The organism is Variovorax sp. Varisp41 (genome assembly GCF_047325085.1).
GTDB lineage: Bacteria > Pseudomonadota > Gammaproteobacteria > Burkholderiales > Burkholderiaceae_C > Variovorax.
This window is the reverse complement of sequence record NZ_CP168540.1, coordinates 6,077,396-6,090,463: the sequence shown is the minus strand read 5'-3', so window position 1 is coordinate 6,090,463 and position 13,068 is coordinate 6,077,396. Positions and strand designations below refer to the sequence as shown.

Here is a 13,068-nt window from a genome sequence, read left to right as displayed (position 1 = left end):
AAAGCCGCGCGGCCGCGCCGCCACCCGTGCACAGCCGCGATGGCTGCCGCCGCCAATCGGCAGGCGCCAGGGCGCGCGGGCGGCGGGACAATTCCGCCACCCCATGACGACCGACGCACAGCCCTCCTCCACCGCCGCGTTCACGCATTCCACCCACTGGCGACGCAACCTGGTCGTCTGCATGTTCGGCTCCTTCACCACCATCGTGGCGATGACGCTGCTGCTGCCCTTCCTGCCGCTGTACGTGGAGCAGCTCGGCGTGAAGGACCATGCGGCCATCGTGCAGTGGTCGGGCGCGGCCTATGGCGCGACCTTCCTCAGCGCGGCGCTGGTGGCGCCGCTGTGGGGCTGGCTGGCCGACCGCTACGGGCGCAAGCCGATGCTGATCCGCGCCAGCCTCGGCATGGCGGTGGCGATGGCGCTGATCGGCGTGGCCGGCAACGTCTGGCAGCTGGTCGGGCTGCGGCTGCTCGCGGGCCTGCTCGGCGGCTACGCCTCGGGCTCGATGGTGCTGGTCGCCACGCAGACGCCCAAGGACCGCACCGGCTGGGCACTGGGCACGATGTCCTCGGCGATCATGGCCGGCAACCTCGTGGGGCCGCTGGTCGGCGGCGCGCTGCCGCCGCTGATCGGCATCCGCGCCACCTTCTTCGCGGCCGGCGCGATCATCTTCGTGGCCTTCCTCGCCACGGCCTTCCTGATCCGCGAGGAGAAGAAGCCTCGCGCCGCCGCGGCCAAGGGCGGCGACGCCGGCGCCGGCTGGGCCGCGGTGCCCGACAAGGGGCCGCTGGTCGCGATGCTGTTCACCGGCATGCTGCTGATGCTCGCCAACATGTCGATCGAGCCGATCATCACGGTCTACGTGGCGACGCTGGTCGAGGACCCGGACCGCGTGACCATGATGGCCGGCTTCGTGATGTCGGCCGCCGCGCTCGGCAGCATCCTGTCGGCCTCGCGGCTGGGCAAGCTGGCCGACCGCGTGGGCCACTGGAACGTAATCGTGGGCTGCCTCGCGGTGTCGGCGCTGCTGCTGATCCCGCAGGCCTTCGTGACCTCGGGCTGGCAGCTCGTGGTGCTGCGCTTCCTGATGGGGCTGTCGCTCGGCGGCCTCCTGCCTTGCATCGCGAGCGTGATCCGCCACAACGTGCCCGAGCGCGTGGCCGGCAACATGCTCGGCTACTCGACCTCGGCCCAGTACACGGGCCAGGTCGCGGGGCCGCTGCTCGGAGGCTTCGTGGGCGGCCACATCGGCATGCGCGCGGTGTTCCTCGGCACCTGCGTGCTGATGGCGGCGGGCGCGGCGTGGAACTGGGCCGCCAAGCGGCGCTGAGCGGGTGGCGATCGCGCGCCCATAAAAAAACCGAGGCGGGGCTTTGGGGCCCGCACCTCGGCAACGCAGTGAAGGTTGGGAGCGGGCCCGTTCGCCGAAGTTCAACCTTTCGTGGCTGTTCCGACGAACGGCGTCCCGCGCCTCACTCGCTCATTCGCTCATTCGCTGATCGAACTGGTCTTCAGCGCCGCATCGGCCTGGATCTCGGCTTCGGAGAACGGCACCTTGAGCCACTGCCCGGCGCTGTAGGCGCGGGTGTAGTCGGCGTTGTGCGCCGAGGCCGGGTCGTCCGACAGCGAGAAGGTCAGGAAGGTATGGGCCTCCACGCCGCCGGCCGGGAAACGCACGATCTGCATGTAGCTGTTGCCGTTCGGGTCGTTGTCCATCGAATAGCCGCCCTTGTCGAGCCGGTTGTCCGAGCAGGCGATGGTGAAGTAGCCCGGGCCGCCGCAGCCACCGTACAGCGGGATCTTCTCGCCGCTGCGCGTTGCGAACAGCACGTCGCCGCGCTTGGCATCGGCCGCGAAACCGCTGGCCTGCACCCGCGCCGCCGCGGCACCGAGGGCTTCGCGCAGCGCGACGGCGGCGCTGCTCTTGAGGTCGCGCGGCGTGTGGATCGGATCGGCCGGGTCGAAGGCCACGTCGTAGAGCGTGGCGGCCGGCAGCAGCGAGGCACGGTTCCAGAACTCGTCCCAGACGTGCGCGCCGCGCGAGGCCACGGTGCCGGTGTTGTCCCAGGCACGCAGCGCCGCGCAGGCGGCGCTGACGTCCACCGTCGGTCCGATCGCGTCGCCGGTCGCCGGGTCCTTCGACACCGACACCGTCGGGCCGGTGCACACCATCGCCAGCGCCTGGTCCTTGAACAGCTCGGCCGTCAGCGCCCGGCTGTTGAGCACCATGCGCTTGACCGTGTCGGCGGTCGCGCCCTTGGCGCCGTAGGCGTCGCCGCCGTCGATGCGCCCCTGCGCCAGCAGGTTGCCCATGCGGGTGCGGAAGCTCACGGGGCTGGTGCCGGCCGGGCCCATGATCGGCGGATAGCCGGTCATCGGCGCCTTCGGGTTGGCGAGCCAGTAGCTGTCGTTCATGTTGGCCACGTAGTCGTCGCGCTGCAGGTTCGGCAGGCGCGAGGCACCGATCACGCCCTTTTGCGGCGAGTCGGCGTCGGTCTGCCAGTCGCAGGCGCTGCGCGAGCCGTCGAACACCGGCACGCGCGCGAGCGAGGCCACGCCGGCATTGAGCATCTGGCCGGTGGGCGTGGTGCAGTCGGTCATCTGCGCGGGCGACACGTTCGGGATCGCGCCGATGTCGGCATACCAGGCCTTGGCCGCGCCACGGCCCACGGCCACAGTGTTGACCCAGGGGATCGCGACCTCCTCCTTCTGGATCGCGATGAACTCGTCGAGCGACTTGGCTGTGTTCCAGCGGTGCCAGTTGCGGAACAGCCGGAAGTTGTCGGCGTTGATGTCGCGGATCGCGTAGGCCGTGGTCTGGCTCCAGGCCAGCGCCGGACTGAGCGCGCCGAGGTTGATCAGCGGACCGTATTCCGACTTGTAGAGGGTGCGCGTGACCGGCACCACGCCGCCGCCGTCCTGCTTCACCTGCACGGTGATGTTCGCGGCCTTCATCTTCACCGCGGCGCCGTCGCGCATGTAGCTGGTGGGGTCGCCCGAGGCGAGCTTGAGCTCGAAGAAGCCGAAGCGGGTGGCGGTCGAGACCGTGTGGCTCCAGGCGACGTCGTTGTTGAAGCCGATCAGGATCACCGGGATGCCGAGGAAGGAAGTACCGCTGATGTTGGCCTGACCCGGAATCGTGATCTGCGCCTGATAGAAGCGGTCGGGGCCGCGCCAGTACCAGTGCGGGTTGCCGAACAGCAGCGGGCTGTCGCCGCCGGTGGCGCCGGTGCCGAAGCCGATCATGTTGCTGCCCACGCCCTCGTGGCCGCCGACCTGGAGTTCGGGCATGCGCACCGCGGCGAGGCGGGTGGCCGGCTCGCTCTTCGCGGCCTCGCGCCGGGCCATGGTGACCGAGGCGGCCGGCGCGGTGGCGCCCGCGATGTTCGGCAGGAAGTTGCTGAGCCCCGCCGCGAAGTTGGCCGCGTACATGCGGCGGAAGATGTCCTCGCGCGTGACCGGCTGCACCCAGGCCTCGTTGCGGCAGGCCGCGTTCGCACCGGCGCTGCCGCCGGCCTTGATCTCGCGCACGTAGCGGTTGTAGCCCGCGGCGAAGCCCTCGACCAGCTTGATCAGCGTGTCGGGCTGCTGCTTGAGCATGGTCGCCACCACGTCGTCCGAGATCACGTGCTTGTGGAAGAAGTCGGAGTCGATGTTCTTCGGCCGGCCGATGGTGCTGCTGAACGGGATCTGCGCGTCGGCGCCGAAGTAGCGCGAGCGCTCGCCGCGGTAGGTGAGGAAGGAGTTGGCCATGGTGCACAGGTCGTCCTGCGCCTGCGCATAGCCGTAGCCGTAGCCCGCGCCGGCCCAGTTGTCCGCCTTGATGTGCGGCACGCCCATCGCGGTGCGGCGGATCTCGGCCTTGTAGGTGGCGTTCTCGGCCGGCGGCGGGCTGATCGGTCCGATCGGGAAGAAGCCGCCGCCGCCTCCACCGCCGCCGCAGGCGACCAGCAGCGTGGCTGCCGCGGCCAGCGAGGTGGCCGTGAATGCGAGGGCGAGCGGCCGCCTCCGGCCGCGCGGATTGTCTTGTCTCATGTCGGATGTCTCCTGTGAATGCTCTGGTGATGCTCTCTTGATGGAGCCTTGCCAGCTTAGGCAGCGCACCGGCCGCTGGCTTGAACGAAGCCGCTGTATTGCACCCGCGCGGGCGCCGCTTCAGCAGGCGCTCAGGAATGCATCGGGAGCGCGCCGTGGCCCCAGGCCTGCGAGGCCTGCTCGTCGGCCTTGACCTCGACCTTGCCCGCGAGGAACGAGGGCGCGAGGCCGAAGTAGCTCTTGAAGGTGCGGCTCATGTGGGCCGCGTCGGTGAAGCCGCTGGTCAGCGCGACGTCGGTCAGCGGGCGCTGGCCGGTGAACTGCTGCACCGTGCGCCGCACCTTGGTCCACAGCGCATAGCGCTTGATCGACACGCCCACCTGCTGCGCGAACAGGTGGGTGAGCCGGTCGGGCGAGAGGCAGGCCACGGCCGACAGCTCGCGCAGCGACACCGCGCCCGCGCGATGGCGGATCGCGTCGAGCACGCGCTCGATGCGTGGATCGTTGGGCGTGCGGCGCTCGGGGCTGCCGGTGATGGTCTCCACCAGGCCGCGGCTCAGCGCCTGCAGCGCGGCATCGTCGAGCACGCCGGCCTGCGCGGGCTCGAAGCCCTCGCGCAGGCGGCCGAAGCGGCGCGCATCGAACACCTGGATGCCGTGCCCGCCGAGCTGGCGCGAGAGCATGCGGTAGGCGCCCGAGGCCGGATCGATGTTGAGCGACAGCAGCCCGCAACCCTCGACCGCGAGCCGGCGCGCCACGTGCGGCGCCACCACGGCGGCGGTGCAGTACGTGCGCGTGCCGTCGGCCGCCTCGAGCATGAACGGATGCCCGCTCACCGAGGCCAGCACCGTGGCCGAGGAGCGCGCGGTCAGGCCCGACTGGATCGCCGGCGTGATGTAGAGGAACCTGTCGTCCCACAGGTGCAGGAAGTTCTTCGGGATGGTCATGGACCCGCTTGTCTCGTCTCTTGTCTTCTGCGCCCCATTCTGGGGCGATCAACGCGCAGGCGGTATGAGGCATTGCCCTCACTGCGCCGAAGGACGGTCGGCCCGACCCCGGGCTCAGTGCAGCACGCTCCCCTCGCCCTGCACATGCTCGCGCACCGCCTCCAGCAGCAGGGTGCCCAGCCGCGCGGCCGGCGCTTCCGCCTGCGCCTGCGCGCGATAGAGCGACAGCGACATCTGCGGCAGCGCGGGCAGGCCGAGCAGCGTGCGGTCGATGGCCCGCACCTGGCGCGGCAGGCCGAAGGGCGTGCGCACCGAGAGGCCGAGGCCGGCCGAACTCGCGGCCCACAGCGCGGCCAGGCTGCTGCTCGCGAAGGCATGGCGCCAGGGCACGCCCGCGCGATCGAGGGCGTCGGTGACGATGGCGCGCAGCGGACAGGGCGCGTCGAGCAGCACCAGCGGCAGCGGCTCCCGCGTCCTGCGCGCGCCCGCCGCGCCGCGCTCGCGCTCCTTCCACCAGGGGGCATCGCACATCGCCGCGTCGACCGGGCCGATCCACTGCAGCGGCAGCCGCGCCACGCGCTGCGCATGCGCGGAGATCGGCTGCTCGCCCGCGTCCCAGGCCAGCGCGAGGTCGAGCTTGCCGAGCTCGAGCCGCTCGCGCAGGTCGCCGCTGCGCGCCACGCAGGCCTCGATGCGCACCTTGGGATGGGCGCGCGCGAAGCGGCCCAGCACCGCGGGCAGCAGCGTCTCGCCGAAGTCCTCCTGCAGCCCGAGGCGCACCCAGCCCTCGAGGTCGACACCGCGCATCGCGGCGCCCGCCTCCTCGTTGAGCGCCAGCAGCCGGTGCGCGTAGGCCAGCAGGGTCTCGCCCGCGTCGGTCAGCTCCAGCCCGCGGCCGGCCTTGCGGAACAGCACCGTGCCGGCCTGCGACTCGAGCTTCTTGAGCTGGGCGCTGACCGCCGAGGTCGAGCGACCGAGCCGGTCGGCCGCGCGCGAATAGCTGCCGAGCGCCACGCCGGTCGAGAAGCTGCGCAGCACGTCGAGATCGAACATCACCTGGGACATCGCAACCATCCTGTTTTTTCGAACGATTCGACGATTATTTTCTGATTTTCAAAACCTTCGCAAGCGCGGAGACTGCGTCGCCTATGACCCATTCCGCCCCTTCCCCCTCCCCGCTCCCGCCGCGCCACCGCTGGAAAGTGCTGAGCGCGGGCGTCGCGGCCAACGCCGCCTTCTCGGTCGCCTTCAGCGGCATCCCGATGACCGCCGTGCTGATGCGCTCGGGCTACCAGCTCGACAACGCCACGCTCGGCCTGGTGCTCGGCCTCATGGGCCTGGGCATCGCGGTCAGCGAACTGCCCTGGGGCCTGCTGACCGATCGCTGGGGCGACCGCCCGGTGTTGCTGCTGGGCCTGGGCGCCACCGCGCTCGCCCTGGCGGCGATGGCGCTGTGGGCCGCGCCCGTGGCCGGCCACGTCCCGGGCCTGGGCCTGCTCGGCGGCGGGCTGCTGCTGGTCGGGCTGCTCGGCGGCAGCGTCAACGGCGCCAGCGGCCGCGCGGTGATGACCTGGTTCGCGGCCGGCGAGCGCGGCCTCGCGATGAGCATCCGGCAAACCGCCGTGCCGCTGGGCGGCGCCGTCGGCGCGCTGGTGCTGCCGTGGCTGGCGCTGCACCTCGGCTTCGCGGCGCTCTACGGCGTGCTCGCGCTGCTGTGCGCGCTCAGCGCCTGGATGGCCTGGGCCTGGGTGCACGAGCCGCCGCCCGAGCGCGCCGCACGGCCCTCGGCCGCGCCGGCCGCTTCGGGCACCGGCCCGCTGCGCGATGCGCGCGTGTGGCGCATCGTCGCGGGCATCGGCATCCTCTGCGCGCCGCAGTTCGCGGTGCTGTCCTTCGGCACGGTGTTCCTGCACGACTTCGGCCATGCGGGCCTGGCCACCATCACCGCCGCCATGGTCACGCTGCAGGCCGGCGCGATGGCGATGCGCGTGTGGAGCGGGCGCTGGACCGACCGGCGCGGCAACCGGCCGGCCTACCTGCGCGCCTGCGCCAGCCTCAGCGTGGCGCTGTTCGCGTTGCTCGCGCTGCTGGTGTTCTGCACCGGCGCGCAGGTCGCGGCCGAATCGCAGGCGTTGCGCATCGCGCTGGTGGTGCTGCTGGGCGTGAGCGGCATCTGCGTCTCGGCCTGGCACGGCGTGGCCTACACCGAGCTCGCCACGCTGGCCGGCGCCGCGCGCGCCGGCACGGCGCTGGGCATGGCGAACACCAGCGTGTTCCTGGTCTGCTTCCTCACGCCGTTCTCGATCCCGCACCTGATGGCGGCGCGGGGCTGGCCGCTGGTGTGGCTGGCGGCGGCGGGCTGCGCGCTGGTCGCGGTGCCGCTGCTGGCGCCGCGCGCGCCTTCGACTTCCGCCGGTGCCTGTCAGGCGCCGAAGTCGGCGAAGACGGCGTTGAGCCGCTCCACATAGGCGCGCTTGGCGGCCTCGTCGATGAAGCTGCCCTCGAAGCTGTTGGCCGCGAGCTGCCAGGCGTGGCGCGCATTCAGGCCGGTGGCCTCGAAGGTCTGCGTGAAGTTCTGGTTCATGTAGCCGCCGAAGTAGGCCGGGTCGTCGGAGTTCACCGTGGCGACCAGGCCCGCGTCGAGCAGGGTGCCGAGGTTGTGCTGCGCGAGGTCGGGGAACACGCACAGCTTGAGGTTCGACAGCGGGCACACGGTCAGCGGGATACGGTCCTGGGCCAGCCGCTGCATCAGCGCCGGGTCCTTCGCGCTTTGCACGCCGTGGTCGACGCGCTCCACCTTGAGCACGTCGAGCGCGCTCCACACGTATTCGGGCGGGCCCTCCTCGCCCGCATGGGCCACGAGGTGCAGGCCCAGTTCGCGGCAGCGCGCGAACACACGCGCGAACTTCTCGGGCGGATGGCCGACCTCGCTCGAGTCGAGCCCCACGCCGATGAACTTGTCGCGATGCGGCAGCGCCTGCTCCAGGGTCTCGAAGGCCTCTTCCTCGCTCAGGTGGCGCAGGAAGCACAGGATCAGCGAGGCGCTCACGCCCAGCTTCGATTTCGCCTCGACGCAGGCGCGGTGCAGGCCGTCGACCACGGTCTGCATCGCCACGCCGCGCGCGGTGTGGGTCTGCGGGTCGAAGAACATCTCGGTGTGGACCACGTGGTCGGCCGCGGCGCGCTCGAGGTAGGCCCAGGCCATGTCGTAGAAGTCCTGCTCCTCGAGCAGCACGCTCGCGCCCGCGTAGTAGATGTCGAGGAAGCTCTGCAGGTTGGTGAAGGCGTAGGCCTGGCGCAGCTCCTCGACGCTGGCGTAGGGAATGGCCACGCCGTTGCGCTGCGCGAGCGCGAAGATCAGCTCGGGCTCGAGCGAGCCCTCGATGTGCATGTGCAGCTCGGCCTTGGGCATGGCGCGCAGCAGCTCGGGCAGGCGCTCGGCGGGAATGGCGTCGAAGCGCAGGTGGTCGGCGGCGGGACGGAAATCGGTCATGGTGGGGTCTGGCGCATGGGGGGCGCCGTGGGGCGTTGCGTTCGCGCGAGCATAAAGGCTGCCCGCGGCCGCGCAATGCGCGAAACCGTATGGCCTCAATCGAGGCTGCGCGCCGAGCTCGTGAGCGAGCGCGCGCACAAGAGCAAGGTGGGCGCCAGCTTGCGCACCGCCTCCTCCAGCGTCCAGCGGCTGGTGGGCGCGACCACGTGCACCGAGGCCACCGGCCGGCCCTGGCTGCCGAGCACCGGCGCGGCGATGGTCATGTCGCCGAGGAACAGCTCCTCGGCATTGGTCGCGAAGCCCTGCAGCCGTGCCTGGCGCAAGGTGGCCAGGATCGCCTCGACCTCGGTCAGCGTGTGGGTGGTGTGGGCCACCCGGTCCGAGGCCTCGATCAGCGCGCGCGCCTCGTCCTCGGGCAGCGCGCTCAGGAAGGCGCGGCCCGAGGCGGTGCAGTACATCGGGATGCGGCTGCCGATCGGCATGTGCACCGGCACGAACTGCGCGCTCACGAAGCGCGCCACGTAGACCATGTCCAGCCCGTCGGGCTCGGTGAGGCAGGAGGTCTCGGTCGTCACCTTGGTGAGTTCCGACAGGTATGGGTTCGCCACGTCGATCAGCGCATTGGCCGCGAGGTAGTTGAAGCCGATCTCCATCACGCGCGGCGTGAGCTGGTAGCGCCGCGTCTTCGGATGCTTGCGCAGGTAGCCGAGCTTCTCGAGCGTGAAGACCATGCGCTGGGCCGAGCTCTTGGTGATGTCGGTGGCCGCGGCCACGTCGGCCAGCGTCATGGTGCGCCGCCGCGCGCTGAAGGCGCGCAGCACGGCCAGGCCCTTCTCGAGCGACTGGTTGAAGAGAAGGCTCTGGCTGTCCTCGGGCGCCGCGTCGTCGGCGGTCCCGGTGGGGGCGGTCGTGGGGTCCATGGCGTCGAAGTATAGCTAGGGCCCGTCGAAATATCGAATATCGATACGATCAATTCGACTAGTGGTTTTCATTTATTGATTAAAGAGTCAATCGAATCGATTATTGGCATGCACGTTGCGTTGACCCTGCTTCCTTCCTTTCTCTGTCTCTTGTCCTGAGGAGTGCTTCCATGAATCGCATCGTTCGCCACCTCCGCCCGCTGCGCCGCCTCGCGCTCGGCCTCTGCATCGCCGGCGCCGCCTCGTTCGCGGCGGCCCAGGGCGCGGCCCCGGCCAGCTTCAACGTGGGCGCCACCGCCACCGGCGTGCCCTTCACCTTCCTCGACGTGAAGAGCAACAGCATCCAGGGAATGATGGTCGACACCGTCACCGCGGTCGGCAAGGCGGGCGGCTTCACGGTCAACGTGCAGCAGACCGTGTTCTCGGCGCTGATCCCCTCGCTCACGGCGCGCAAGATCGACATCGTCTCGGCCGCCATGCTCAAGACGCCCGCGCGCCAGGAGGTGGTCGACTTCAGCGACCCGGTCTATTCGTACGGCGAGGGCCTGATCGTCAAGGCCGACGACACCCGCGCCTACGCCACGCTCGACGAGCTCAAGGGCGAGGTGGTGGGCGCGCAGGTCGGCACCGTGTTCCTCGACATGCTCAACAAGAAGGGCATCTTCAAGGAGGTGCGCAGCTACGACTCGGTGGCCGACATGACGCGCGACCTCTCGCTCGGCCGCATCAAGGCCGGCCTCGGCGACCAGCCCATCATGGCCTACCAGATCCGGCAGAACACCTTCCCGGGCGTGAAGCTGGTCGACAGCTACAAGCCGGTGAACGTGGGCGACGTCTGCCTGGTGGTGCGCAAGGGCGACACCGAGACGCTGGCGCGGCTGAACAAGGCCATCGCCGCGATCAAGGCCGACGGCACGCTCGCGAAGATCGTCCAGAAATGGGGCATCTGAGCGCGCGCTGAGCCATGGCCTCCTCGTTCCTCCAACACGCGCAGGACTTCCTGCCGATCCTGCTGCAGGGCGCGGTGGTCACGGTGCAGGTCACCGTGCTGTCGTTCCTGCTGAGCAGCGTGCTCGGCCTCGCGCTGGCGCTGATGAAGCTGTCGCCGGTGCGCGCCGTCTCGTGGACCGGCGCGGTGATCGTCAACGTGATCCGCGGGCTGCCGATCATCGTGCAGCTGTTCTACATCTACTTCGTGCTGCCCGAGTTCGGCGTGCAGCTCACGGCCTTCCAGGCCGGCGTGATCGGGCTGGGCATCGCCTACTCGGCCTACCAGGCCGAGAACTTCCGCGCCGGCATCGAGGCCGTCGACCCGGGCCAGCGCGAGGCCGCGCAGGCCATGGGCATGCGCTCGGCGCTGATCATGCGGCGCGTGATCCTGCCGCAGGCCTTCCGCATCGCGCTGCCGCCCTACGGCAACACGCTGGTGATGATGCTCAAGGACTCCTCGCTGGTCTCGACCATCACGGTGGCCGAGATGACGCGCGCGGGCCAGCTGATCGCCTCCTCCACCTTCCAGAACATGACGGTCTACACGCTGGTCGCGCTGCTCTACCTCTTGATGAGCCTGCCGCTGGTCTGGGGCCTGCGCCGGCTCGAGGCGCGCTTCGGCGCCGGAAGGAGAAAGCCATGATCCACGTCGAAGGCCTGGAGAAGCGCTTCGGCGCGCACCGCGTGCTGCAGGGCGTGAGCCTGCGCGTGGACAAGGGCGAAGTGGTGTGCCTGATCGGCCCCTCGGGTTCGGGCAAGTCGACGGTGCTGCGCTGCATCAACGGCCTCGAGTCGTACGAGGGCGGCGAGGTGCGCGCCTTCGGCGAGCGCGTGGACCGGAACTCACCCGCCATCCACCGGCTGCGCAGCCGCATGGGCATGGTGTTCCAGCGCTTCAACCTGTTCCCGCACCGCACCGTGATCGAGAACGTGATGGAGGGCCCGGTGCACGTGCTGCGCCAGAATCCGGCGCAGGCGCGCGAGGAGGCGCTCGTGCTGCTCGCCAAGGTCGGGCTGGCCGAGAAGGCGCAGGCCTGGCCGGCGCAGCTCTCGGGCGGCCAGCAGCAGCGCGTGGCGATCGCGCGCGCGCTCGCGATGAAGCCCGAGGCCATGCTGTTCGACGAACCCACCTCGGCGCTCGACCCCGAGCTCGTGGGCGACGTGCTCGGCGTGATGCGTGCGCTGGCCGACGAGGGCATGACCATGATCGTGGTCACGCACGAGATGGGCTTCGCGCGCGAGGTGGCCGACCGCGTGTGCTTCCTGCACAGCGGCAGCATCGTCGAGGAAGGCCCGGCCGCGCAGATGCTGGGCGCGCCGCGCCAGGCGCGCACGCAGGACTTCCTGCGCCGCGTGCTGCATCCGTCGGCGGAGGTGCGCGCGTGAGCATCGCGACATCCACACTGCCTCCCTCGCTGTGGGCAGCCACCGCGCCGGCGGCACCGCCGACGCCACCGCTGGCGGGTTCGCGGCGCGCCGACGTGCTGATCGTCGGCGCCGGCTTCACGGGCCTGTCGGCCGCGCTGCACCTGGCCGAGGCCGGCGCGAAGGTCTGCGTGCTCGAGGCGCACGAGCCGGGCTGGGGCGCCTCGGGGCGCAACGGCGGCCAGGTCAATCCCACGCTCAAGCACGATCCCGACGAGCTGGTGCGGCTCTACGGCGCCCCGCGCGCCGAGCCGCTGATCGACGCGGTCTCGCGCTCGGCCGACCTGGTGTTCGAGCTGATCGAACGCCACGGCATCGACTGCCAGCCGGTGCGCAAAGGCTGGCTGCAGGTGGCCTACTCGCCCAAGCACATCGCCGCCATGCATGCGCGCGCCGAGCAATGGGCGCGGCGCGGCGTCGCCACGCAGATGCTCGACCGCGCCGACGTGGCGGCGCGCCTGGGCACCGAGGCCTTCGCGGGCGGCTGGCTCGACGGCCGCGCGGGTGGCATCCAGCCGCTGGCCTACACGCGCGGGCTGGTGCGCGCGGCGCAGGCGGCGGGCGCATCGGTGCACGGCGGCAGCGCGGTCACCGCGCTCGAACGCCGCGGTACGCAGTGGCATGCGGCTACGGCCAGCGGCGCGAGCGTGGTCGCCGACCAGGTGCTGATCGCGACCAACGGCTACACCGGCGGCCTGTGGCCCGGCCTCTCGCGCACGGTACTCGCGGCCAACAGCTTCATCGTCGCGACCGCGCCGCTGCAGGGCGCGGCCGCGCACGCCATCCTGCCGGGCGGCGAGACCGCCTCGACCTCACAGCGCCTGCTGCTGTACTTCCGCAAGGACGCGCAGGGCCGGCTGCTGATGGGCGGGCGCGGCCACTTCGCCGATCCGGCCGGGCCGGCCGATTTCGCGCACCTCGAGCGCTCGCTCGAACTGCTGTTCCCGCAGCTCGGGCCGCTCGAATACGAGTACCGCTGGGCCGGCCGCATCGCCGTCACGCGCGACTTCATGCCGCATGTGCACACGCCCGCGCCGGGCCTCACGATCGCGCTGGGCTACAACGGGCGCGGCATCGCGCTGGCCACCAGCATGGGCCGGCACGTGGCGGCGCGGCTGCTGCAGCCGGGGGCGGATTTCCCTTACCCGGTGACGCCGCTGCGGCCGATCCCGCTGCATGGACTGCAGCGCTTCTACATCGCGGCCGGCGTGGCCTGGTACAGCCTGCTCGATCGCTTCTCCTGAGCCGGCGCCCCGCT

At 71.0% G+C, this 13,068-nt stretch carries 11 protein-coding genes; 6 read left to right on the top strand and 5 right to left on the bottom strand.

The features are described from left to right. Window positions 1–103 precede the first annotated feature (103 nt). Window positions 104–1,330: an MFS transporter gene (locus ACEN9J_RS28260; RefSeq protein ID WP_296727908.1), complete on the top strand. Its 1,227-nt coding sequence runs from the start codon at window positions 104–106 to the stop codon at window positions 1,328–1,330. 158 nt (window positions 1,331–1,488) lie between these two features. Here the strand turns inward: ACEN9J_RS28260 and ACEN9J_RS28255 are convergent, their stop codons facing one another. The 3 genes from ACEN9J_RS28255 to ACEN9J_RS28245 all read right to left on the bottom strand — a co-directional run bounded on the left by ACEN9J_RS28255 (window position 1,489) and on the right by ACEN9J_RS28245 (window position 6,047). After that, the gene (locus ACEN9J_RS28255; protein WP_413762651.1) at window positions 1,489–4,035 is read right to left on the bottom strand and encodes a penicillin acylase family protein; all 2,547 of its coding nucleotides are present in this window, start codon (window positions 4,033–4,035) and stop codon (window positions 1,489–1,491) included. Between the two features lie 131 nt (window positions 4,036–4,166). Continuing rightward, window positions 4,167–4,982, bottom strand: a complete 816-nt coding sequence (locus ACEN9J_RS28250) for a helix-turn-helix domain-containing protein (protein ID WP_261210819.1) — start codon at window positions 4,980–4,982, stop codon at window positions 4,167–4,169. A 114-nt stretch (window positions 4,983–5,096) separates the two neighbouring features. Beyond that, window positions 5,097–6,047 carry a LysR substrate-binding domain-containing protein gene (locus ACEN9J_RS28245; protein ID WP_413762650.1) on the bottom strand — a complete coding sequence of 317 codons (951 nt, stop codon included), beginning with the start codon at window positions 6,045–6,047 and terminating at the stop codon, window positions 5,097–5,099. Window positions 6,048–6,130: 83 nt separating this feature from the next. Here ACEN9J_RS28245 and ACEN9J_RS28240 point away from each other — a divergent pair, with 83 nt between their 5' ends. After that, window positions 6,131–7,450, top strand: coding sequence for an MFS transporter (locus tag ACEN9J_RS28240; RefSeq protein ID WP_413762649.1), 1,320 nt, complete (start codon window positions 6,131–6,133; stop codon window positions 7,448–7,450). On the opposite strand, the gene ACEN9J_RS28235 is transcribed toward ACEN9J_RS28240, so the two are convergent. Together ACEN9J_RS28235 and ACEN9J_RS28230 are read right to left on the bottom strand one after the other, a co-directional pair. Next, a complete protein-coding gene (locus ACEN9J_RS28235; protein WP_413762648.1) occupies window positions 7,405–8,475 on the bottom strand; it encodes an adenosine deaminase in 1,071 nt (356 codons plus the stop codon). The genes ACEN9J_RS28240 and ACEN9J_RS28235 overlap by 46 nt on opposite strands. A gap of 95 nt (window positions 8,476–8,570) precedes the next feature. After that, window positions 8,571–9,395 (bottom strand): IclR family transcriptional regulator, encoded by an 825-nt coding sequence (locus tag ACEN9J_RS28230; RefSeq protein WP_093340419.1) that lies wholly within the window; start codon window positions 9,393–9,395, stop codon window positions 8,571–8,573. Between the two features lie 170 nt (window positions 9,396–9,565). Between ACEN9J_RS28230 and ACEN9J_RS28225 the strand changes: the two genes are divergently transcribed. From ACEN9J_RS28225 to ACEN9J_RS28210, 4 genes are read left to right on the top strand one after another with little or no spacing between them, the layout of a single operon-like run. Further along, the gene (locus ACEN9J_RS28225; RefSeq protein ID WP_057591976.1) at window positions 9,566–10,345 is read left to right on the top strand and encodes an ABC transporter substrate-binding protein; all 780 of its coding nucleotides are present in this window, start codon (window positions 9,566–9,568) and stop codon (window positions 10,343–10,345) included. A gap of 14 nt (window positions 10,346–10,359) precedes the next feature. Beyond that, window positions 10,360–11,028: an ectoine/hydroxyectoine ABC transporter permease subunit EhuD gene (gene ehuD, locus ACEN9J_RS28220; protein WP_057591978.1), complete on the top strand. Its 669-nt coding sequence runs from the start codon at window positions 10,360–10,362 to the stop codon at window positions 11,026–11,028. Continuing rightward, a complete protein-coding gene (locus ACEN9J_RS28215) occupies window positions 11,025–11,771 on the top strand; it encodes an amino acid ABC transporter ATP-binding protein (RefSeq protein WP_261210816.1) in 747 nt (248 codons plus the stop codon). Before ehuD ends, ACEN9J_RS28215 begins: the two co-directional genes overlap by 4 nt. After that, window positions 11,768–13,054, top strand: a complete 1,287-nt coding sequence (locus tag ACEN9J_RS28210; protein WP_413762647.1) for an NAD(P)/FAD-dependent oxidoreductase — start codon at window positions 11,768–11,770, stop codon at window positions 13,052–13,054. Before ACEN9J_RS28215 ends, ACEN9J_RS28210 begins: the two co-directional genes overlap by 4 nt. The last annotated feature ends 14 nt before the right edge of the window (window positions 13,055–13,068 follow it).

Coding starts and splice junctions, on each gene's coding strand:
- ehuD (WP_057591978.1), top strand. CDS start 10,360: ATGGCCTCCTCGTTCCTCCAACACGCGCAGGACTTCCTGCCGATCCTG.
- ACEN9J_RS28245 (WP_413762650.1), bottom strand. CDS start 6,047: ATGTCCCAGGTGATGTTCGATCTCGACGTGCTGCGCAGCTTCTCGACC.
- ACEN9J_RS28240 (WP_413762649.1), top strand. CDS start 6,131: ATGACCCATTCCGCCCCTTCCCCCTCCCCGCTCCCGCCGCGCCACCGC.
- ACEN9J_RS28260 (WP_296727908.1), top strand. CDS start 104: ATGACGACCGACGCACAGCCCTCCTCCACCGCCGCGTTCACGCATTCC.
- ACEN9J_RS28230 (WP_093340419.1), bottom strand. CDS start 9,395: ATGGACCCCACGACCGCCCCCACCGGGACCGCCGACGACGCGGCGCCC.
- ACEN9J_RS28250 (WP_261210819.1), bottom strand. CDS start 4,982: ATGACCATCCCGAAGAACTTCCTGCACCTGTGGGACGACAGGTTCCTC.
- ACEN9J_RS28235 (WP_413762648.1), bottom strand. CDS start 8,475: ATGACCGATTTCCGTCCCGCCGCCGACCACCTGCGCTTCGACGCCATT.
- ACEN9J_RS28255 (WP_413762651.1), bottom strand. CDS start 4,035: ATGAGACAAGACAATCCGCGCGGCCGGAGGCGGCCGCTCGCCCTCGCA.
- ACEN9J_RS28225 (WP_057591976.1), top strand. CDS start 9,566: ATGAATCGCATCGTTCGCCACCTCCGCCCGCTGCGCCGCCTCGCGCTC.
- ACEN9J_RS28215 (WP_261210816.1), top strand. CDS start 11,025: ATGATCCACGTCGAAGGCCTGGAGAAGCGCTTCGGCGCGCACCGCGTG.